We start from the raw sequence: 24,427 nt of genomic DNA, 5'->3' as shown, positions 1-24,427 counted from the left end.
CTTTTGTTTGAAGATGAAAGCATGATCCGTGATTATCAAGCGCTGCAACGAACGTGGTTTGAGAAAGGCAAGCAACGTATCGTTCGGACAACGGGCAAGCATCGCGGCGTGAAGTTGCTTTCATCCGTTGACTATTGCAATGGAAAAATAGTTTGGCATGAAGACGTAGAGTATACAGCAGACACGTTTCTGAATTTCTTGAATCGGGTGCTGGAAGCTTATCCTTCAGGTAACATTACGATGGTGCTGGACAATGCTCGGATTCATCACGCCAAGTTACTTGAGCCGTTCATGAACGAAAACAAGCGCCTCACATTCGTCTTCCTTCCACCTTACAGCCCGCAGCTCAATATTGTGGAAGGGCTCTGGAAGTGGCTCAAAGGCGATGTCGTTAATAATGTCTTTTACCACACGGTAGCAGAAATACGTAACAATGTTCGTTCCTTTATGGAATCAATTATGAAGAATCCTCAAGCCATAATTGACCGTCTCTGCGTCCGCATGGAGTCCGATAAAATTGTGGAACTTCTTTAATTCAAGTTATATAGACATCATTAGAGTTGGAGAGATATCAGGTGACTATAAAGCAATGGGTTAAAACGCCAAAAGCATATGTTGGATTTACCCTTTCGGCTTTTCTTGTGATCGCCTCCATCGAATCACGAGACATGAAAGGCATTTATGAAGCCGCCATCGCCGTATTCGTCTGTCTGGCAGCGGATATTCTTTTTTCAAGTATGGGCAAAAGAAAACGAACTTTATGGGACGGTCCGGTAATCACCGGACTGATCGTCGCGCTAATTTTGAGCACAACAAGTTCATGGTATGTTGTAGCCGCCACATCCGCGCTGGCGATTTTGTCCAAATATATATTTACCAGCAAAAAAAGACCGGTGTTTAACCCGGCCGCTTTCGGATTGCTATTATCCATCCCGTTGTTTAAGAGCGCTCAAAGCTGGTGGGGGGCTTTCGGAGATCTTCCCGCCTGGACCGTCCTATTCCTATTGATAGGGGGATTCGCGGTAACGAATCGGGTAGGCAAATTCCCTCAAGTCTTCTCTTTTCTGGGGACCTACTTCGTTTTATTGCTGTTCATGGGTTTACTCCATATTGGTGATGCCGCCGACGCGCTTAGGTCCCCTTTCATCAATATGACTCTGTTTTTCGCCATGTTGATGCTGACCGATCCGCCTACTTCACCGGGTAAAGTTAAGGATCAAATCGTCTTCGGCGTAATCTCCGCACTCGTGGGAATTACTGTTTACGGGTGCTTCGGAGGATTAATGTACCTTTTTATCGGATTGCTCTCCGGCAATCTTTATTGTTTGTTGAAATCACGCAACACCTTACCTGCCGCAAACCGGGTGACAACCGCTAAGTGAATTAATAACGAGAGGTTTGGACCTCTTATTCATAAAGTGTCAGTTAATGAGAAGGAATTAATCCGCATATTTGAAGAATAGTGATAACTACCTCAATAACGATAAGGATCACAATGATCCATTCAACGAATAAGCCCCTATTAAAATGACTGATATCCGAGAAACCTTCTGTGACGTGATACAAAGTGTCGGTTTTGCTTTTCAAAATTTTATAGCGATCGTTTAATTCAAAAAAATTCATCATCGCATCGTAAAACTCGCTTGCCGAACTGTGCGTCCAGGTGATCTCCGGTTTATCCAAAATCATGATATAAGCAAGCGTGTTAAATTCGTGACGGAGAATTCTAGCCGTTGTTTTGGCTAATTCCTTATTACTGACTCGCAGCTTTCCTTTTTCGAGTCTTTCTATCATCAGTTCCAAATGATCTTGGATTTTACTTAACTGCTCTTCCGATTTCTCAAGCGCCACCGATTTGGCGAGGATCGTTGAGATCAACTCTGGCAAAAAGTGCTCGTATTCGGCTACAACGACATACTCATCCGTTAATTCCATTCCTTCCACAGCTGCAATTTGCAGATTGTAGTCATCTCTGTAATGATCTGCTTGCTGCAAGTTGATATCGTGCTCGAAATTTTGGAGAAATTTCAAAAAGGTTTCTATTTGGCCCATATTTTCGTGATTCACAAATACAACGCTGCCGAAAGAAAATACCATCACTTGCTGAAAATCATCCACAGCAGGAGTTTGATAGATCGAGTTGAGAATATTGTTTCTAATAATCAAGGGTTGTTCCCAAGTATATTTCTTAGGAATTCCGCAATGAATAGCAATTTTATTTAAATCAATTTCAACAGCGATGGCTAACGCCTTAAACGTAATATTATTCATCTCATGTATCTTCCAATGTAGTTTATTGTTTAATGATTATCAATTAATAGCATTTCTTAACGAAGACTGGTGTATACAGTATACCAAACGGTGAGTTCCGGTTACAATGATCTCGACTGCCTTAAAAATAACTTAACATGAATGCCTTATTGCATACATTTGTGACCATAGTGTCGCCTAGCTCTTTTGCAACTTTGCACCGCTGATCGCATCCGTCAGCCGCTCGGCGGGCTGCTTGGACGGAATCGGATAAAAATAAAGCGGCTATCGGTGTGAACCGATTAACCGCTCTTTTTCATAACGCCTTGACTGATTACGGGGAAGCAACAAGCGTAATGTGTACCGTATCACTGGTCGCTTTTCCAATCGTCGTTGCGGATAATGATAGCTGATCCCCGGCTTTATTTAATTCCGTTGGCCAATAAATGGAATAACTCCCATCCGGTGAGGCAATAGTTGTATTGTAATATCCCCTCGTATCACTTTTCAGCGTGATGATAGCACCAGGTTCTGCATGACCACTGAACCGATTGGTTCCAATCACATTATCGTTAAATGTAGGTACGGCCGTTTGACCGGATGTCGCTTGCACAGTCATTTTGACCGGATCGCTTTTTTTCTTGCCATACGCTTGGGCCATCACCCATATTTCTTCTCCGACGGTCAACGTTACATAAGACCATACCACCTGCTTTGCAGAAAAAGTGCTGTCCGATGCTATGCTATACGAACCTATAAACGTTCCATCCTGCTTAGTCAAAGTAATATCGGTATTCCTTGATCCCGAATCAACAGATCCATTAAGAGTAAATCCGTTGGGGTATACATTTCCGTTAACGACCGGCATTGCAGTTTTCGGCGATGCCTGCACAATGGAAATAACTGGAACGCTTGTTGCTTTTCCCATCACAGTAGCCGTAATCGTCACTTGATCTCCTGCATTAAATAAGCCTGTCAGCAGCATATCTGCGCTGAAGGTACCGTCATCATTTGTCCAGGACATCCAGGTAACGTATTTGCTCGAACCTTTCTTTATAGTAATGATAGCGCCGGGTTCCGCACTCCCGCTGATTATCGCTTCCGAGACGGTTTCTGTTCGAGGTGCTGCCGTTTGGCTGGCAGCCTCCTGTACGATTATTTTGACAGGATCACTTGTTTTCTTGCCATAAGCTTGTGCTGTCATTAGAAGTTCTTCACCGGCAACAACGCTCACATCTGGATTAGTAAACAAATCTTTTGCGTAAAAAGCGCCATCTGCTGAAGATACGCCTATTCCGTACAAATAAGTCCCATCTTGTTTAGATAATGTAACTTTTGTCCATTTTTCAAAAGCGCCTTCTTCAGCTTTTCCCTGGATGATGAGCGCATTGGGATATACGTTTCCTGTAAAGCTGGGAGTGTCGGTTTTCGGTGCTGATTGTACGGTTACGTGAATCGGGTCGCTTGTTTCCTGACCGATCAATGTAGCGGTAATCGTCAGTTGATCCCCCGCATTAAATATACCGGATTGCAAATAGGATAAGCTAAAATAGCCGTCCTGCATTGAAGCGCGAACCCATATATCGTTCCCGTCCCCACCGGACGTATTCGACTTGATCCTGACCAGGGAACCAAATTGAGCCCACCCGCTAATCAAGGTATCATTCACAATGTCCGTCATAACCGGAGCAGTTCGTCCGGAAGTGGCCTGAACGATTATTTTGACAGGATCGCTTTTCTTCTTGCCAAACGCTTCCGCTGTAAGCAGCAGTTCTTCACCTGCCAAAAGCGTAACATTCGGATAGATATCGTTAATAGTAAACAGTCCATCCGAACCCGTACCGCTCATCGCTACAATCGTTCCGTTTTGTTTAGATAAAGTTATCAAAGTTGGCAAATACACGGATCGTGGCTCTGATTTCCCGTTAATCTGTGCTCCGTTGGGGTATACATATCCCGTAAATGTGGGCACCATCGTTTTCTCCGAGGGTTGTACGGTGACCGTAACAGGGTCGCTTGTCGCTTTTCCGAGCAATACAGCGGTTAACGTCACTTGATCCCCCGCTTTAAGTCCTTCCGATGTATGGAAAAAGTAGAATCCGTTGTTTTCCCCATCCCCCACTTCGGCTCGGGCCGTTAAGGAATATCCGCTTAATCCCTTTAAGATAACATACGCCTCAGGCTCCGCGTAGCCGCTGTTACCCGTTTCATAGACAATACCGCTCACCGTCGGCATTGCCGTTTGACCGTTGGTATTCTGCACAACAATCTTTACCGGATCGCTTTTTGCCTGGCCATATACCTGAGCTGTTAATAGCAGTTCTTCGCCCGCCGAAAGCGTTACATTTGGGGAATCGCTATAAAGCCACATCATACGAAACGAACCATCCGGTCCTACACCGTTTCCGGTTATAATGGTACCGTCTTGTTTGGACAAAGTAACACTGGACGGCACATCGTTCAACCTTGGTTCCGTCGTTCCCGTAAGCACGAATCCGTTCGGATACACGCTTCCGTTGACTTTAGGTGTCGCGGTTTTCTGCACCGCATCCGCTGACGGTGTTACGCTCACTTCATTGGAAGTTAAGATCATGCCATCTTTAACGGCCTTCACAATAAAATAATATGGAGTACCGTTATTCAAACGGGATGCCGTGTAGGTTATACTTGTTACCGATGCAGGCATTGACGTGTATGATCCGCTAACCGTGGAGCCGTACACCTGGTAGGTTACGTTTGTTCCCAAAGGACTCCATAATAAGGATACCTGACTATCGCCTGCTATCCCCCGCAGTGTCAGCGCCGCTATATCTACAATTACGGTGACGCTTGCCGTTTTTCCACCGTAACTAACCGCAATAACAGCAGTACCGTTAGCCGCTGCCGTCACGATGCCTTCTTTGCTTACCGTAGCTACAGCCGGGAGACCGCTGGTATAGTTGGCGATATTCGTTACGGGAACAACAGTACCGTTTGAATAATTGGCCATGACGATCAATTGCTGAATCGCACCACTCGCCGTTAAGTTGATGACACCGTTTGGCTCGATGGTCAACGAAACCAAGGTCGGCGCTGTCGGATCAGTCGGCACACTTTGAGCCAATACAATAATGGAAAACACAACTTCCCGCTCTTGACCATTTTTCGACAATCGGGCAGTCAGATCAACTTGCGCATTCGCTTCGCCAAAGGCTGGCCGTGTCACAATTCCGCCGCTGCTGACGACGGATGAGTTCGAGCTTTTCCAGCTAATGCTCACCCCTCTTATTGCGTCGACTATCGGAAGTGTTATATTTTCCGTAACGGCATTTACCGAATCATTTCCGGCAAAAACAATTTTAAGGTCAGTATTAGCTGCATCCAAAGTGAAACCGGTCATTTTTCTTTTGACCTCAAACAGCTTTGTGGAATAATCCGGAATATCCGCTTCCGCTACTCCGAGCAGGATTGCGTTGTTCGCTAACGTTTCAGCTTCCATGATGCGGGCATCGATTTCTGCCGAATAGGCATTGAAGTCGCCAATTGCAGCAATGGCGGAAATGGCATGGTCTTTCAGTGTATTAACCACATCTGCTGAAACCTCCACGACAATGCCGGGCGCTGCTGTTAACTGAACTGTGCCGATTACATCAACAGTACCTTCCAATTTAATGTTCGCATTCAAATGAATAGACGAAATATGAGTGCTCGCAAGATTTAATGTCGCGCCTTCAGCTTCGCTGGAAACCGTGACCGAGCGGATTTCTCCCTCTCCTGCTAATGCAATATTCGTGTTTGAACCGGTGATGGTTACTTGGTCCAATGAAACCCCTGCATTCATCGCAATGGTTGCATTGGTGCCGACATTTAAATTGGCCACAGACGTCGTACCCCCGTCTTTTGGAGGTGCAAGTTTGATTGTCGCACCTTGTCCTTCTACGGTAACGTCGCCTTTGATGGTGCCCCTTAATTCAATTTCTTGCCCTTGTGCGCCCGAGCCGATTTTAATCATTCCAAGGCTTCCGGCGGTGGACTCCATAATCACTTTCGATTGAATATCGGTATTCGTTACCTCTGAACCGGCGAGGGATTCAATACGAACCGGATTCGGTTGATTTGCCGCTGCCACTCTTAATGTTGTAATCATCGTATTAGCCAATTTAATAGAGTTGGGGCTGCCAGAAGCAACGACGATATTGGCGGCAACGACGTTTTGAAGCGTGATCTCGCCGCTCGCGCCGGGGTTCAGCGTAAGTGTACCCGTAACGATCGTTTTCCCCGTCCCATCAGACGGACCTGCAGTTCCTGACGCTGTAATCGTAAGCGAATCATATGTACCCCCGCTATTTAACTTATCCAGATCGGACTTTGCGGGGTTGTCGTTGGTAATTGTTCCACTACCACCACCTCCACCGCCACCTCCACCAAAACTCGCTGCCGCAAGGCCAGTGAACATTTTACCGGTATCTTTTCCTTTGTAGCTGAGCTTGTACACCGTCCCTTCCGTTTGAGCCGAAGTAGTAAGCACGATGACAGATTTGCTATCTGACTTCAGTTCGACTTTCAGGATGCTTAGACCATTATCAAAGGTGAAATCCGTCGCATCAAATGCAAGTATTTCCCGATTAAAGGTTACTTCAATCGTGCTGTTGTTTACCGCATTTACGGAGCTAACGGCAAATTCTGCACTATGGACAAGCTCTTTGGCCTTATCTATGTATTTCGCTTTGTTTGTTTTGAACTCGTAAGCCAAACGGGCTAAAGCTTGTCTTTCCGCATGATTTCGGGGACTGAACCGCAAAGATCCGTCAGCGTTTTCAATACCGTTCACGAAGCCAATCTTGAAGGCAAGCGATAACGGAGCTTGTGCCCAACTTGAAACTTCATTGAAGTCTGAAAGCTGAGCAACGACCGGCAGCTTTCCTGCCGTTTCTTCCAAGCCCATAGCACGAATAAAAAATACGACCAACTCTTCTCTTGTTACCTTGGCATCAGGGGCAAAAGTTGTCTCCGAAGTGCCTTGTGTAATCCCCGTTTCAACCAATGCACCAACAAAACCGTTGTACCAGCCATCCCTATCCACATCATTAAAAACAGACCCTTTTTCTGCATTCTCCTTTAAGCCAAGAGACAATGCGATGATTTTGGCCAATTCGGCGCGGCTCATCGCTTTATTAGGCTGGAAAGAACCGTCCTCATAGCCGCTGATAACTCCGGTGTCAACCAAGCTTTGAATTTCTTTTTGGGCGTATGAATCATGGATATCCTCGAATTCAGCTGCAGCGGCTTCCGATGCCATTGCTGGCGTCAGTATGCTGAACAACAGCACAAAAACAAGGACCACGCTTAGTATACTGCGGCCTTTTTGCAAAAACATGGTTTCTCCTCCTTGTACGAATCCTTGACCACAGAATGCATTGTCCGCCCTATCAGTAGTAAAAGCTTCACTATATTGCTGGAATAATCTCGTATCAAACTTATAAGTAACCTTACTAGTTGTTCAATTCCTAGTACTCGCGATAACCCTCCTCTCTCATACAATTATTCTATATTTTACCATAATCTTCGGATTAATTCGATACTCTCCTAGTAAATCAAAGTTCAGCCCTTTCCCGAATCAAGTAGAAAAATGAAAGAAAAATCACTTCAATAAAGAAAATGGAGCCGCCATATGGCGACTCCACTCCAATGTATCCCGTTATCGCAATCTCATTAGATTGCATCCAATTGCTCAGATAATGTGGCCCAGTTATTTTCAATCCAATGCATTTCTTCAACAAACCTGCCCAGCAATCCGCGTAGTTCACTCTTTTCACGGACCTCTGTACGGAGCCACCAAATCGATTCGATCAAATAAAGCATTTTCATCGCTCGGGAGAGTGCGCCGTTTGAGGCTCCCGAGTATCCTCGGTAACCATCCATCAATGCTCGAGTAGCCTCGATTTGAATCTGGCCGTCTCGCAAGGCGCCAGTTAAGACTGCCCGGGCCACGTCAACTTCCTGGTAAACCACGGCCATTCGGTCAAAATCAACAATACCGGATAATCCCTGCTCATTCAGTAAAATGTTATCCACCCACAAATCCCAGTGCAGCCATCCCGGTTGACATGATTCAAAAATACCAAAATCCATTGATTCAACAATCGAATGTGACCGATCTAGCCAACTCATCACAATGTGATCTCCTACTTCTTGCGCCTTGTTCCAATTTGCCTGCCATTCTTGCAGATAGACATCTTTAAGCGGCCTCCAAGCGGGTTTGTCCAACAGAGGGACATTTTGCAGCCACTTATGCATTTTTCCCGTTGCCGCACCTAATTCAAACATTTGAGCCGTTTTCAAGGTCCCGGCTTGAGCGGTATACCCATCAACCCAGTCCAGCACTGCATAAAACAACCCGGACGGAGTTTCCTGAATATATTGCCCGTTGTAGGAGTACACACTCGGACATGGTATTTCGGCTTTGCTCAGCTCATGCTGCAATTGCAGCGTCCTTTCTACTGCTTTCCTTCTCTCAGGACGTACATGGAGCTTATACCTATCCGGATGATAATATTTTACAAACAAGGGTCCGTGATCCGTCTCCATTTTCCATTTCAGATTGAGCCAGCCCATATCAATTGGCGCTAATTCTCTCACGGATAGTCCGAAACGCTCCTTAATATGAAGTACTATTTCGGATGTCCAGCATTCTACCAATTCATCAGTCATATTGTTCAGTTCATATCCTTTCATTGTATTTATACAGGTATTCGAGGCATACCGAATTTATTAAGTCATCTATTGAGCCCATCCGTTGTTCGACTGCATCAACATGATAAAAAGTACATGTGTTTTCGAGTTCGTTTAGTTCATTGGTTGTTGAGTGTAAATATATTTTCTTTCCAGCCCCCAGAGCGATTCCTAACTCAACATGGCATCCTTTTCCTGCTGGAAACATGATTATTACAACATCTGCATTCATCACCCCGGATACTTCTTCTTGGCCAATCTCACGAAGTTTTCCGATGGAGTCTACTTTTGAATGCGTTGTCCAGTCGTATGTATGTTGAAAACCACAAGCTTTCAAACTTTCTGCCACTTGCCGAACATTTCTCATATTTTTCAGACTAGACGCTATATAAAATTTCATATTCTTTTCCCCAGCCTATTATTATATTTTCTCCGTCTACAACTTTGTCCCATTAGAAAACGGAGCCCCAAAACTCGCAAGGCTCCGTTTTTGTTGTTTCAGAATGTGGTTAGAATTAAAAATCCGCCGCGGCACACTACAGCGAAACGCCCAGCAAACCACGTGTTAATTGAAAGTCGACATTGCCTTGCTGGTACAACCGCGGCGTATAATTATGCTCGATGACCATCTTGCACTTCTCCAAAATTTGCTCCGTCCAAACGGAGGAGTCCCCGGCCAGCAGCAAATCCATATCGCCCGCGTACGTTTGCTGCATCTCCAGCCCCGACGTTACCTGCAGCATCGGCACAAACGGATGTGTCTGCATCGGGCGGCATCCCACCAGCGCGATCATCAACTCTACACCCGTAGCGGCCAAACCTGTGACCGTCTCCACCCAATGTTCGGTCGGCGTCTCCATAATGTGAAAGCCCGATTGACGGGCATGCTCGCCATAAGCGATGGACGGCTTGCATTCCGATGTGGTCAACACATTCCCACGGTACGCAGGCGTCGCAAGCAAGCTGCTGTTCTCGGGGACAACGACGGTACCGCCTGCGCCCACAACCATTTTGGTCAGCACCGCCAGCTGTTCGCCCGCCTCATCTGCAACAGGACCGTCGCTCAAAATGCCGATACGCAATGCTTCCAGGCCGGCGGTCTCCTTTGCGGCGGCGCCTGCCGCGGCCAATTGCGCGGCAAACCAAGCTTCCACCTTCTGAGTGACCTTGTCGATCCCGCCGTCAAGCTGAATGCTGGCAAAGCCGAGTCGGCTTGGGTCAACTCCCATTTCGTCCATCTGATGCCGCATGAAGTCGTTATGCGTTTTCTCGCAGCCGTGCTCCAGCAGCAGGCAAGTTTTCACCAGCGGATGCGTAATATAACCGATCATCGTCCGCGCGTAAAGCTCCTCCGGCTGACCCGCCGAGTTGCCGCAGCCTTCCGTGTGAGCGAGCGCAACAAATCGCGAAAGCTGCTCGGTACGCCCCAGCTCCTGCTTGTTCAGCCGTCTTGCGATCATATTTGCCACCTGTCCGGCGCAAAGGCTCGTTGGCAGAAGCAGTCCGATCTGGTCGCTGGCCAGGTGATCACGATCACGATAAAATGTGAAGCGAATCGGATTGGTGGCAGCCGCTTCATCCGTTTGAACCGGAATCGGCTCTCCTCCCGGCAAAACCACATGAAGCAGCTCCTCCAAGCGGCTTGCGTCCGTTTGCTGCCAATTGCGCCAAATTTGCACCTGCGAATGTCCTGCCTTCTCGCCCACACTAAGCTGGCCGGAGGCAATCTGCAAGAAATACTCGAAAGCATCCTTGCCCAGCTCGTCCATGGACACGCCCTCTAAGTATTGACCGGCGTTGATGTCCATATCGTTCGAAAGCAGCTGGAAGCGCTGCGTTGTTGTCACAACCTTGATTGTAGGCACAAACGGGAAGTTCGTTATCGAGCCGTTGCCCGTCGTAAAGAAAATGAGATTGCAGCCCGAGGCTACTTGCCCGGCGATACTCTCCAGATCATTGCCGGGACTATCCATAAAGTAGTAACCAGAGTCCGGCATCAACTCACCGTATTCAATTGCATAGTCTAGGCGGGTCACCGGATCCTTCTTGCGGGCGGCTCCAATGGATTTCAAATAAATGTTATACAGACCGCGGTACTTATTGCCGCCGGAAGGGTTTCCTTCCGCATTGGCGCCGTGCCAGGAGGTGCGTTCCTTAAACCGCTCGACCAGCTGCAAAAATTTGCGAGCCGTTTCCACATCCCGCACCTTTTGCAGCACATAAGGTTCCGCACCGATCAGCTCATCGGTTTCAGCCAGACTGGCCGCCCCGCCGTAACGGATCAGTTCCTGAGAGATCCACCCCAGCAGCGGATTGGCGGAAATGCCGGAGAAGGCGTCCGAACCGCCACATTGCAGGCCGATTTTTAAATGGCTAATCGATTCGGGAGTCCGCTCCATCGCGTTGACCGCCTGCAGCCAGGCACGCACGATCGCTTCCCCGGCAGCCAGATTGTCATGAAAACCGCCGTCAACGGTCAAAAACCGATGGATCACGTCATCGATCGGGTAATTGTGCTCGCGCATATAGTCTTCTACCATCCGGTTGGTCACGGCTTCGATGCCATAATCTACGATCAGCACCGCTCCAACGTTCGGATTGACGATAAATCCGGCCAAGGTGCGCAGCAAAAGGTCGAGATTGTTCAGCTGTTCCGTTCCGCCTTCGGTATGAGCCGCAGGAACGATGCCTTCTACATGAGGGTAGCTCTCCAGATCACCTTGCAGTCTGGCCGCAAGCTGTTTAACGTAGCTGCCCGTGCGGGAGGTGGTACCCAGCAGAACAATCATGTTGCGCGTGCCTACGCCGCGGGCTGGACAGCGCCGGTACCCCATAAAAGTACGCGTATCCTCGTAAGCAGGCATAACGGGAGCGGGTTGAAAATTCGCCTCGTCGAGCACGTACGGCTGAAGCTGATCGGCAAAATTAGGCGCTGCCGGCAGCGCAAATTTGAGCGAACGTACACTTAACGCTTCAAGCACAGCTTTGTTGATCACATAACTGCCGGGCTGAATCGGCTGCAACGCTACACCAAAGGGCAATTCCCACGAGAGCAGCGCTTCGCCGGGCGCAATCTCCTTCACTGCAAAACGATGCCCTTCCATTACGGTATGATCCAATGTCAATAGCTGATCTTCATAATCAATGACTGTACCCGCGTCCAGCTGGCGGATGGCGATAGCGACATTGTCGCCGGGCAAAGGAAGTCTGCCGACTTCGCCAAAGCGGAAAGTTGCGCTCATCACTTTCCAACTCCTTTTGTTTAAAATAGGCTTGAATCTTTAAAATAGCTGTAACCGATTACAAAAAAATGATTTCAGTGGTTGGCCTCTGCGTACTTTCATGCACATATTGTATCATAAATTAAAGAGATGGAACGGTATTTTCCTGGCTGCTTTTGTAAAATTGGAGATCGCAGTTGCTTCGCGGACAGGAAATATTCCCAATGTGACGCCGAAATTCCTCGCTACGGATCGTTGTCCTTCCTTTCCTTCAAGGCACTTCTTAACCGATTGTATTTTTTCTTGTGCCGTTAATTTAGCCATAAAAAAACTGCACTTTCATTGTTAGATGGTGTCTAACAATAAAGGCACAGTTCAATGGTCTTGCAGCTTTTATTTATTTAAAAGCACTGATTCAAGTATGCGAACCGTCTTCAGCCTCAGCTCGCCTAGCAATACAAACACGACATTCAAATAACCGGATAAAACACCGACATCGCAAGTTACGGTAGTCCACGCCTGTGTGCCTCCGGTCGGAGGGACTTGGCATGTCCCAAGCAGCGGTCCATCCGGCGTATCCAGCCGGATTTCGATTGCCGCTTCAGGTCCGGGATTGGCGACTCTGGCCGTAAACGCCGCCGCTTTTTCGGCAAATTCAGCAAATTCCACATTTCGAAAAGCAATCCACCCCTTACCGCTCTCGCTGTATACACAGTTGCCGCCTTCATTGCATTCATCTATCCTGATCTTCTCGTAATCGTCATACAACACGGCTCTTACAGGCTCGGCTAACCTTCTTGGCGGAATGGTCTCGCCATCCACCTTGACGACCGTCTCACCGGCTATCGCTTCTGATGAGCCGCCGACCATAATGGTGTACAAGCCGTCTTCCACGCAATATTTCTCACGCGTCACATCCCAGAAAGCCAGATCTTCTACCGGCAGCCGGAAGGTCACGGTTTCCTTTTGTCCGGCAGACAGCGGGATGCGGCGAAAACCTATAAGCTTTTTGAGCGGCCTCTTCACTCTGGAGCGGTTCGCTCGCACATATAGTTGAACCACTTCTTCACCGGCGCGGCTGCCCGTATTTTCAACGTTCACAGAAATGAGCAGCTGGCCTCGCAAATCGGTCCGGTCGTGATTTACTTTCAGATCGGTATACGAAAATTGCGTATAACTCAAGCCGTGACCGAACGGATAAAGCGCTCTGCCCTCAAAATATTGATACGTTCGTCCACTCTTTATGATGTCGTAATCCATAAAGTCAGGCAGTTGGTCGACGGACCGGTACCAAGTCATACTCAATCGGCCTGCAGGGTTGTAGTCTCCCAGCAGAACGTCCGAGATCGCCCTTCCCAGTTCCTGGCCGCCATGCGATGTGTATACGATCGCGGGGGCATACTCGTCCGGCCATGTTACGGCAAATGGATAGCTGCCTACAATTACAACGATTGTATTGGCATTTGCTCTGACAACGGCGCGCACAAGCGCCTCCTGCTCCGGAGGGAGAACGATATCTTGGCGATCGACGCATTCTTTGCCGTTAATGAATGGACAATTCCCGACAAACACGATGGCCGCATCGGAGCCTCCCGCCGCTTCGACCGCTTGATGAAGTCCGTACTCAGCGACCTCGATAATAAACAGGTCGTCCCCTTCAGACTCAAATGAATGCTCCTCCCGGACGATCAGCCTGGAGTGCGCATCGACCGCAATGAGCCGTCCATTCCACGACTTCAGAGCAACCGTACCGTCTGAGAACGTATTCACGCTAAAGGATTCTTTAACAAACCAGCCGCGTGCTTCCGCCGCAGAAGCAAATAATACGTTGTCTGTTTCTGTAACGAATCGCTCGTTGCTTACCGCTTTTAAGGTTGTGCTTCCCCAGCCCCAGTCAGTATGCGCAAATATTTCCGCCGCATTGGGATCTGCGACAGCGGCCTCCAATTGACCGCCCTTTTCCCGGTTGATCGCGACATATAAGCCGGTAGCAGCGCTGCGAAGCCGGATGCGGTCCGCTCCGTCGCGATAAGCAACCTTGCCGCTGCCCAGCTTATCCCGCAGCCCTTGCAACGGCGAAATATGATAAGGCGGCGTGCCGCTGTACCAATCCGTGTAAACGCTTGAGGCAAGCGGCCCCAGCACGGCTACCTTGCCAAGCTGCTCCTTATGCAAGGGCAAAGCGCCATCATTTTTCAGCAGCACGACCGATTCCCGCGCCGCTTGGAGCGCTACGGACGCATGCTCAGCCGAGCACAGCTTTGTTTCCGGTATATTCGCATACGGATTGCGCTGCCCGTCAAACTCTCCAAGCCGGATGCGTACCCGGAATGTATTGTGCAGCGCTTTGTCTAAGTCCGCCTCCTCAAGCATGCCTTGCTCCAGCGCGTCGTGCAGCGCACGCAACGAGATAGCCTGTTCGTCCGTAATGCTGTCGATGCCGCTTCGGATCGACTTGGCGACGGCTTCGGCATAAGAATGGACATACCGATGATCTTTAACGGTCCCTAGCACATCCCCTGCGTCGCTGACGACAAAGCCGTCCATCCCCCACTCTTCTTTCACGACCTGACTGATATCCGGGTTCAAGTTGCACGGCGTGCCGTTTACCGAATTGTAGGCGGTCATCATCGATTGGGCGCGGCCTTCGCAGAAGGCAGGCTCAAACGCTTTTAAATAATATTCCCGCATATTGCGCGGGTCAATGCTCGCCGAGCACTGGCCCCGGTCGACTTCATTATTGTTGCCAAGGAAATGCTTGAGCGTTGCGGCCGTTTTTAAATAAAACGAGTCTGCCCCTTGCATTCCCTTCACCAGTGCCGTACTGAGCCGCCCTGTCAAATAAGGGTCCTCGCCGTACGCTTCCTCCGTGCGCCCCCAGCGCGGATCCCGCTCCATATCGACCGTTGGCGCCCAAATCGTGAGCCCGTTGAGCGCGGGGTCCTTCTGGTAATACACTCTCGCCTCATCCCCGATGACCGCGCCGATGTTGCCCATCAGCTCCGGGTTCCATGTGCATGAAAGACCGATGTTTTGCGGAAATACGGTCGCCTCGCCGAGCCACGCCACCCCGTGGGCCCCTTCCGTGCCGTGTTTATATTTCGGAATGCCCAGTCTGGGTATTTCCTCTTGATATTGGCACATTAGCTGGATTTTCTCCTCCGGCGTTAATCGCGAAACCAGATCGCGAACCCGCTCCTCCAGCGGCAAATCGGGATCGCGGAATGGGTACTTCAATGTATTCTCCATCATCTTGTATTGTCTCCTCTTGGCCAATCCATGACTCCTTTGTCTTCATTCAATGTTATTTCACGGTAAAAGTCCCTGCGCTATCGTTCCAGAAGATACCTTCCTTCCAGTCTTTCGTAAAGAGGGCGAACTTCACCGTATATTTGCCGCTTTCCTTCGGTATAAACGTGTGGATTACCGACAACGTATCGTTTTCTTTCACCATCTCGCCGTTAAACACTTTCTGATCCACCTTTTGTCCGTTATGATGAATTTCAATATTGACAACCGCATTGGAAATATTCGCGCCGTCGACGCTGGTAATTTTTCCAATGATTTCTACCTCCTGCCCGACAACCGCTTCCTTCGGCTTAATAACCACCTTATTTTTAAAATCCGGATGCTTGGGCCCTTCCGCCATCTTCACATTTACGTCCTGACTGACGCCTTTCGGGAAAAACTCGAAGGTCACCTTCATCTCTGAACCCAGGTTTAAATTTTTCAAAAGCCCGCTTTTCAGAATGACATTTTGTCCATCCGAATCAAAGTCATCGCCGAAGCGAAGGTAGCCTTTGGCCCAATCCTCCTTGATCGGTGCGCCGCTAGAAGTAACGGCCTTCACTGTAGCCAGCATCGTGCCGTTAAAGTCAATCGGAATTTTCACATCGTCCGCCGCGCCGGCCGCTGTAACCTCTGTAGTTGAAAATTTCGGCTGCACATATTGGATGAGCGGAAGCGTTTGCTTCAAGCCGCGGGAAAATTGAAATTCAAGCTCCGCATTGGTGCCTGTCGCATTCGGCTTGAGCACTTTCGATAAGAAGCTTTTGTTGATCGTGATTTCAGACTTTTCCGCATCCCACGTATAGTCATCGCCTGCAGACAGCCGGCTGGAGCCGTTGTAAATACCCTCCAGCGTATTGCCGTTCAGCTCCAATCTGGCAACATAATTCTCCAGGGGTTTTTCTGCGGGAATATAAGCCTCTCCCGGGAAAACAAATGAGTTGCGGATGCCTTGAGCGCCTGTGACAATCGTTTGCATCGCCTTTTCGAATCGCCAGGTATGGTTTTTTCGGTCCAGATTATCGTTGCCGTTGTCCCAGTAAATCGGAGCAAAGCCGTATTTATACGACAGTTGCATCATGTAATCGTAATAATACTCCTTGGAATGCTCGTACACCTTGCCGACCGTACCGAATTCGCCAACAATGACGGGTACTCCGTTCCGCACGAATTTGTCGTATACCGGCCGGAAATATTTATCCATTTCCTGCTTGTCGGCATCGGAACCCCATGTCGTGCGCCCCCACCAGTTGCTGACAAAATCCCAAGGGGTATAGTAGTGAAACGTGGCCAGCACATATCTGTCCTGAGGCATAATCAGATGATCGACGGCATCTTCGCTGTTGTCCCCTTCGGCTCCAATAACGACAAGTCGTTTGTCATTATGAACGCCTGAATTGCGAATGGCCTTGAGCATTCGGAAGTTCATCACATTGACTTCATCTTTAGTCAAATGATTCTTCCTCCCCGGATCGTCCGGATCGGCAGGAGTATCGTTCTTATCTTGAAGGTCTCCTTTATCCGGCTCGTTAAGCACCTCAAACATCAGCTTTTCGCTTTTGTAATTAAAGCGCTGGGCGATTTGAGCCCAAACCTTTTCCAATTTGTCCATGTTGTTGTTGAAGTTATCGGTAAATTTCCCCGTTGTCGGGTCAACTGCCATCTGAGTAGCCCATATATAGTTGTCGTGATGGACGTTAATCATGACATACAGATCTCTTTTCAAAGCCCAATCGATCACCTGCTCCACCCGGTTCATCCAGTCATGGTCGATTTTGTAATCGGGTCCCGGTCCTATATACACATCCCAGGTTATCGGTATTCTGACGCTTTTGAACCCGGCTTTGACGATATCGTCAAAGGTTGATTCCTCCACGGGTGGGTTGTTCCAGGAGCCCTCTCCGCCGGTCGCATCCATCGTATTTCCCAAATTCCAGCCCGGTGCCATACCTTTAACGGCATCTGCGGGTTTTAATGGCTTAAATGAGTTGACGTCGATATTTTTAATGTATGGAGAGGCTTCCGACGATTTGGCGCTGTCAGCCGTTTCTGCCGCGTAACCCGCTGAGCCTAACGTCATCAGCATCATTCCGGCGATCGTAAGTGATGCCAGCGACCTGGAGGTTATTTTTCTCATTAGCGTCGACTCCTTCACTTTAAACGGATGCAGCGGTGTTCCCGCCGCATCCCTTAAGTAATGAACTTATTTGGTATAAATGCGGTGCATCAGCACGGCCGTTTCCGCTCTTGTCATGGAAGCGTTCGGATACACCTTGCCATTGCTGCCCTGCACTAAACCGGCTTTGCGCAGCGCGGCAATGCTGATTTTTGCATAATCGCGAATGTCTGCCTGATCGTCGTATGCGTTCGGCTCAAGCGATTCTTCTTCAACGGATAGCTGGCCAACCGCCTGCAAGGCCCTTGCCGTAATGACCATCATGTCCTGACGGCTAATCTCCTCGTCCGGGGCAAACATATTGCCGCCGATCCCGGTTGTGATGCCAAGCTTCTTCGCAACGGCTACCGGCTGCGCGTAATACGCTGAATTGCTCACATCGGAGAAGTTCGAATCCGCCTTCGCGGTTAAATTGAGTGTGCGTGCCAACAGTGTAATAAATGCGCCGCGTGTCAGCTTGCCTTCCGGCGAGAAGGTCGTGTCCGAAGTGCCGTTAACGACCCCTTTGGAGGCAAGCAGCTCGATCTCCTTCTGAGCCCAGCCGTAGCCGCTCAAGTCGCCGAAGGTCTTCTTCACAAAGGAAATTGCGTATTGGCTAAAATGTGTCGTCACAAAGCTGATTCTGCCTCCCGTGCGGTCGTAACGTCCGCTTGGCAACCCTGTGACCGAGCCATCGTCCGCAATGTAGAGAGCCACCATATGTTCCGGCTGATCCAGCTCTTCGGAGGTTGGCGAGTAATTGAGCGAAATACGGACAGGCGCTTCCGGATTGCTCCAAGGCAGATGAGCTTCGCCCGCCTGCATGGTGATGTCGAAAACCGGCCTGTCGCCTATGAGTGCCGCAGCCTCTGCGCTCAGCTTGGACTTGTCAACCGTGCTGAATACAACCTGCACTGTTTCCGAACCCTTCACATCTGCAGCTTGCAGCATATTTCCAGGCAAGGATATAGAACCAAGAGGGGTTATAAGCTCGATGGTTTTGTCATTGGTCCCGGAAGCTAACGCCTGCACCGGCAGTTCGACGCCATAGCCGCGGGCCTCACTGGATTCGGGCACATGAATAATTACCACTTTGTTCAAGTCCCCGACAAGTGCCGTTTGCGTCAATCCTTGATTGATCGTATCCATCCCAACCGTGACGATGGAGCGGTCACCCTGCAGTTTGACGTTATCCGACTCGACCTTGTATATGCCTTGGGAGCCATTGGTCAAAATTTGATTCAGCGGCGGCAATACAGGCGGCGCGATCGGCGCGGAAACAGTTCCTGCCGGTAAGCCTGTCGGGCCAACAACAGGCGCTTGAGGCTGAATGACATTAAAGCTGCCAGGCATCGAGTTAAGATATGCGTAAAGATACGCCTTGGGCCTCATCTCAATGCCATCGACAGTGCCGAACACGTATATGGCTTGAGTCTCATCATCGAAGCTGTAACTATCCCATTTTACATTCATCTGCTGTTGTGTCCCGTCCGTATACAACGCAGCAACCGTGGCAGGCAACGAAATCTTGTAATCCTTAAACAATACAAACACAGGAATTTGCGGCACATCAAAGCCGGACAACAGGTGTCTTGGCTGCTTGGATATCCACATGTCGCTGATCCAGAACTGAATAGGAGAACTATTGGACGATGTAAATTGCAGGTGGCTGATGTTTTTAACATCCAGCGTATCTCCAATCAACTGCTTAAGCGGAATCGATACCGGATGCCAATACGTATCCCCGTAGTTTTTGAACTCTATCGTCTTGGTCGTTATCTTGTCGTCGGCTCCAGTGCTGGAGAGGCCAATGTTAAACGTCTCAGTGCCGCTAGCGCCCTTGATATAGAAATTCAATGCACCTAGCTCCAGATATGAACTTAAATCATAGGCAAGCGTGTCCGTGCCGTCTGCTTTTTGATGGCCCGGGAACGGGATTGTGGCTCCCCAGCCGGCCCAGGTTGGACCTGACACCGAAGCGGTTTTAAAACGATAAGACGGGACTCCGTCATAAGTCACATCCGTATCGAACGGAAGCATAGCCCCTTGGCCTTCCGTTTTCATTTCGCCGCTTGTATCCTCAATAGCCAAATGCCCCCAGCCCCATGAGTAATTGTTCACGTCCTTGTTCCTAAAGATGCCTAATCCATTATGCTCCACGCTGGCTGTTGTCTGGGACAGCACGGCTATATTCGCAATAACCGGAAATTTAATCCGCTTTGCAATACTCACCCCATTCACAACTTCGGTCCATGCCACCTGGCCCTTTGTCTGAAAGGCTCCTTCGGATGCATAATTCAAGGATGGCATAACGTCCCAAGCTACGGATTTAACTAAAGTGGTGTTGTCGTTGTACACAATGGTCGCCATTTCCGGCAATACCGGTACTTCTCCAGCCAATGTATTTAACGAAATGGGCTTGAAGCTCACCGGCGTGCGCACGTATACATCCGCTGCAACCGTGCCGTACGTTGTGGCTCCATTCAACCGGAACGGAGCTGCGCCTTCGGCGTACATGCTTGTTGCAATTGGATCCCAAGCGGTAACGGCGACGGTCTCACCAACCCCATCGTCAAATAATACCCTTGCTGTAGTTGGCATCGTTGGCGGTGTTTCGGCATAAGTCGTTACCTGTATATCTTTAAACCGTTTAAATTGATGCGGAGCGCTTGTTTTCCTCACTTTGACAACCGTGGATATCGGTGCGCCGCTCTCGATTAAACGTCCTTTCAGCACGACGTCCCCGACTTCCAAATAATCATTCGAGTTAAGATCCCAGCTGATTTTTACATAACGGGTCGCTGTGCTTTTGAATGCAGCGTTAACGCCAGCGGGCGGTATAGGATCAACAAAAGCAACGGTCGATACGGCGATGGGTTGAGTTTCCATCAATGTATCGGATGTGACGCGCATATCGTTCAACCAAAATTCCATAGCCGAAGCCGAGTTGCTCGTTAACGAAATCTGCCTTATCTTGCTCATGCTGAAGCCTTTTGGATAAACAAACGAATCCATCGGAATGGAGATATGCTTCCATTCATTAGTGACATTGATAACTTGGGCTTCCGTACTCAAGTTGTCGGTTTCATCGTATAAGCTCAGTTTGAACGATTCGCCGCCAGATCGGCCTTTTACATTAAATTCAAGACTGCCGTTTTTCACGTAGGCTTCAAAACTCGGATAATCGTCTTGCCAACTCTGGGTAGACCGGAACATGACACCCCAATACCCGCTGCTCCCCGTCACCTTCACATTGTGGGAACCAAGCCCGTTATACGGCTCCGATACCGTATCGAAGGGAACGTCGGTCAAGGAGAAGCCGTTGCCGGCGTATGTTCCCGCTACGGGACTGGCTGAACTATGAAAGATCGTAATATCGGCCGGTCCCAATACAGCTACCGCAATTGCAATTTGGGCGGCAGCAGCATCTCCCCCGGGAACACCGGCGGCCAGTTGAACCGGCGTTGGCTTCAACTTGCCTTTTACGTTAAACGCTTGTAATTCTTTGCTGTACAATGGAGCGGCAACCGTCTCCCATTCAACTGCTACCTCTTCCTGGGAAGCATCCTGAAAATTCGCTATTACGGTTCCGGGCAAAACCGGCGCTATTCTTGCATTTGTCGAGACTGCCGCAATAGCATCCAATCCTGCGTATACATGCGGCTGGCCGTTTGTAACGGTAACCTTGACCGTGGGCTGCAGCTGCACGCCTGCTACGGTGCCTTTTACCAGAAAACTGGTGCCGGCGGACGCATACTGATTTGGCGAAATAACGCTCCAGCTCACATTCAGCGGCTGCGTGCCGCCGTCACTCATCACGGCATTCACCGTAGATGGAAGATTAGGCGCGACGCCTTCAGCCGTGTTCACATTCGGCAACGAATATCCGTTTACATAAGAGGCTGTAAACCTCATATTGCTGACGCGTACCTGCTCCACGTCCATCACATAATCGAAAATCCCGACTTGCCTCACCTTGGAGATGTCAAAAAGGCTTTGCTTTGTAGCTGACAGGTTGCCGACCGCAGCGATCGTCGTGCAAGTCTTGTCGTTTGGTGTGGCGGCGCTGTTCAGCTTGCTTATCGGTATCGCATAATGCCTCCATTGGTCGGTTACGGGCACTTCGCAACGGGCTGATTCCGCATTAGACGTTCCGTTATCCAGCGCATTTAAAGCGATGGTTACGATTTTTTCGCCCGGCCTGCCTTTGATGTCAAATTCAAGTGCGCCGTTGGCGGTATAATTGGTTAAATCCCAGTTGTTTCCTAGTGTTGTGCTTTTCAGGAACTTCATGCTCCATATAGCGCCAGTTGAGCTCCTCTGCAGGTTATACGAGGGAGTTACCCCGTCGGCCGTATCGGTTGTATCAAAAAGCACGGTATTTAAATTGTTGATTAATTCTGAGCCTGCCCGGTTGTTTTTAAACACGGTCAAAGTAGGATTCACGTAAATCGTTACGGATACGGCTTGCACCGGCACGCCGCTGGCTATTTGAGCCGGCGTGGGGGCTGTCGTTCCGGTTGCCGTAAAGGAGGCCGGTCCGGCAGCGTATTTCGCCGGATCGATGGCGCTCCACTGAATAGCGACATCTTCCTTCGCGAGATCAAGATAATTTACTTTAACGGTTGACGGCAACACCGGTGCTTCATTGGGACTGACCGTGATCTGCGCCGGAAGTGCATCAAAGCTTGCATAAGTATGCGGTTGGCCGTTCGTAACCGTTACAGTCGCTTTGGGCTGTAATTGTATGTTCTTGTCGGTCGTGCCTTGAACTGTGAAAATTTGGCCTATTGTATCATATTGGGACGATGTGATCGCATTCCAAGTCACGTTGATTGATTTGGTGCTGGCGTCGCTGTACACCGCCGTGACGACGGACGGCAGATTAGGCGCCACACCTGCTTGGGTAGTGAGATTTATTGCTTGGTAGCCGGTTATATATACCGGGTTGAATTTCATATCGCTGACCCAGACCTGCTCGGTCCTGCCGTCGTAACTGAACAATCCGACTTGCCTGACCTTCGATATATCGAAGTTGGCTTGTTTGGTGCTGGTTTGTTTACCGACGCCCGAATCCGACGTGCACGTCGTATCGGAAGGTATAACGGAAGCGTTCATTCTGCTTAGAGGAATCGAATAATGTGTCCATTGAGTCGATAGCGTAAGCTCACAACGGGCCGACTCGGCATTCGATCCGTTATCCACGGTATTTAAAGCGAATGTAACAACCTCGCCGGCATTTTTTCCTTTTAAATCGAATTCGAAAGATCCGTTCACGGCATAATTATTCAAATTCCAGTTATCGCCTAACGTGGTGCTTTTAAGCCATTTCATAGCCCAATACGTTGTGGAACTGGAGCTTCTTTGCAAGTTATATGAAGGAGTGACGCCATCTTTACTTTGCGTTGCATCAAAAAGCACGGCGGCCATCCCTGCCGGAATTTCGGAGCTCGATGCCATCCGGGTATCTTTAAACACCGTAATCGTTGGCAACACAGCGACGTTGACTGTTACCGAAACATTTTGCGTCGGTACGCCGTTTGCCGTTTGAGCAGGTGTGGGACTCGTTGTTCCTGACACGGTAAATGTGCCTGCTCCCGCATACTGCGACGCATTGACTGCATTCCAGTTGACGGATACATCCTCCTTTACTGCATCCTGAAAGCTTGCTTTAATTTTAGCCGGCAAGCCAGGCGCCGTGCCGGCAATGGTTGATACTGCCGCAATGGTATCATAAGAGACAAACGTGTGGGGCAGGTTGGTCGTTACCGTGAGGGTAGCCGTAGGCTGAAGCTGGGCTCCATCTACTTTGCCCGTCACTGTAACCGTACCCGGCGCGGCATATTGTGAAGGTGTAAGGTTCCAGGTTACGTTCAACGGCTGCGTTGATGCATCGCTGAAAACGGCATTCACCGTGGAAGGCAGCGTTGGAGCCGTTCCTGCTGGTGTGGAGCTATTGACCGCACTGTAACTGTTTACGTAGGCAGATGTGAATTTCATATCACTGACCCAAATTTTCCCCAGTGAACTGCTGTAGTCAAACATCCCGATTTGTCTGACTTGTGCAAATGTTGTATCGAAACTAGCTTGAACAGCCGTTGTGTAAGTGCCGCCAACAGCCGAGCAAGCAGCCGCATTTGAACCGTTTGTATTCTTAAAATTATTGAGCGGAATAGAAATATGCGTCCATTGTGCCGTTGCCGTTATTTTACACCTGGACGACTCCTGAGCCGAGGCGCCGCTTACAGAAGCTTTATTTAGTGCGACCTCAACCGCTTCTCCGCCTACATTTCCTCTGATGTCAAAGTCAAGACTTCCGGTTGAAGCGAAGCCGGATAAGTCGTAATAATCCGTTCCTGAATAATTATTTTTAAGCCACTTCATACTCACTGTCCCGGCACCATTACGCTCTAACTGATACGAGTACGTTACCCCATTGACCGTTTGGATTGTATCGATTGGAGCCATGTTGCTGGAATAGCCTGCGTTCCAGATCGCATCCTTAATATTTGTTGCAATTTCATATTCCGTCCGGGAATTTTTAAACACGGTAACGGTGGCAGCCGCCTCCGCTTTGGATGGATCGAAAAATGGTAACACACTCACGCACGAAAAGACGAGCAAGAACACAAGCAAGCTTGAGATCAGGCGCCGCCATCGGCTGTGTTGGAACATCATAGGTAAGTCTCCCCCTTTTACAACGGTTTTCACAGGTGTGCCTCACAAAATAATAGCGCTTTCAACCTCATAGTAACATGCAGCTAATTTCTTAAATACATACCAAATTAGCGCTTTTTTCATG

The 24,427-nt window shown here is 49.1% G+C and carries 11 protein-coding genes; 2 read left to right on the top strand and 9 right to left on the bottom strand.

Features of this window, described 5'->3' with window-relative positions:
- Together EYB31_RS38490 and EYB31_RS38485 are read left to right on the top strand one after the other, a co-directional pair.
- Positions 1-534, top strand: a 534-nt coding sequence (locus tag EYB31_RS38490; RefSeq protein ID WP_131018910.1) for an IS630 family transposase, incomplete at its 5' end; no start/stop codon positions are given.
- 41 nt (positions 535-575) lie between these two features.
- Positions 576-1,382, top strand: a complete 807-nt coding sequence (locus EYB31_RS38485; RefSeq protein ID WP_131018909.1) for an RnfABCDGE type electron transport complex subunit D — start codon at positions 576-578, stop codon at positions 1,380-1,382.
- Between the two features lie 43 nt (positions 1,383-1,425).
- Here the strand turns inward: EYB31_RS38485 and EYB31_RS38480 are convergent, their stop codons facing one another.
- The 9 genes from EYB31_RS38480 to EYB31_RS38445 all read right to left on the bottom strand — a co-directional run bounded on the left by EYB31_RS38480 (position 1,426) and on the right by EYB31_RS38445 (position 24,231).
- On the bottom strand, positions 1,426-2,271 hold the full coding sequence (locus EYB31_RS38480) for an RMD1 family protein (protein ID WP_131018908.1): 846 nt from the start codon (positions 2,269-2,271) through the stop codon (positions 1,426-1,428).
- Positions 2,272-2,584: 313 nt separating this feature from the next.
- On the bottom strand, positions 2,585-7,606 hold the full coding sequence (locus EYB31_RS38475) for an S-layer homology domain-containing protein (protein WP_131018907.1): 5,022 nt from the start codon (positions 7,604-7,606) through the stop codon (positions 2,585-2,587).
- Between the two features lie 335 nt (positions 7,607-7,941).
- A complete protein-coding gene (locus EYB31_RS38470) occupies positions 7,942-8,964 on the bottom strand; it encodes a phosphotransferase enzyme family protein (RefSeq protein ID WP_131018906.1) in 1,023 nt (340 codons plus the stop codon).
- Positions 8,951-9,361 carry a nucleoside 2-deoxyribosyltransferase gene (locus tag EYB31_RS38465; protein ID WP_131018905.1) on the bottom strand — a complete coding sequence of 137 codons (411 nt, stop codon included), beginning with the start codon at positions 9,359-9,361 and terminating at the stop codon, positions 8,951-8,953. Before EYB31_RS38465 ends, EYB31_RS38470 begins: the two co-directional genes overlap by 14 nt.
- 136 nt (positions 9,362-9,497) lie before the next feature.
- A complete protein-coding gene (locus EYB31_RS38460; RefSeq protein WP_131018904.1) occupies positions 9,498-12,203 on the bottom strand; it encodes a UxaA family hydrolase in 2,706 nt (901 codons plus the stop codon).
- Between the two features lie 114 nt (positions 12,204-12,317).
- Positions 12,318-12,506: a hypothetical protein gene (locus EYB31_RS40545; RefSeq protein WP_165452832.1), complete on the bottom strand. Its 189-nt coding sequence runs from the start codon at positions 12,504-12,506 to the stop codon at positions 12,318-12,320.
- 69 nt (positions 12,507-12,575) lie between these two features.
- The gene (locus EYB31_RS38455) at positions 12,576-15,431 is read right to left on the bottom strand and encodes a glycoside hydrolase family 3 C-terminal domain-containing protein (protein ID WP_420819502.1); all 2,856 of its coding nucleotides are present in this window, start codon (positions 15,429-15,431) and stop codon (positions 12,576-12,578) included.
- 55 nt (positions 15,432-15,486) lie between these two features.
- Positions 15,487-17,607 carry a cellulase family glycosylhydrolase gene (locus tag EYB31_RS38450; protein WP_131018902.1) on the bottom strand — a complete coding sequence of 707 codons (2,121 nt, stop codon included), beginning with the start codon at positions 17,605-17,607 and terminating at the stop codon, positions 15,487-15,489.
- 66 nt (positions 17,608-17,673) lie between these two features.
- Positions 17,674-24,231, bottom strand: coding sequence for an Ig-like domain-containing protein (locus EYB31_RS38445; protein WP_165452831.1), 6,558 nt, complete (start codon positions 24,229-24,231; stop codon positions 17,674-17,676).
- Positions 24,232-24,427: the final 196 nt, after the last annotated feature.

The sequence above is a fragment of the Paenibacillus thalictri genome, from assembly GCF_004307995.1.
GTDB lineage: Bacteria > Bacillota > Bacilli > Paenibacillales > NBRC-103111 > Paenibacillus_AF > Paenibacillus_AF thalictri.
This window is presented reverse-complemented; position numbering and strand designations above follow the sequence as displayed.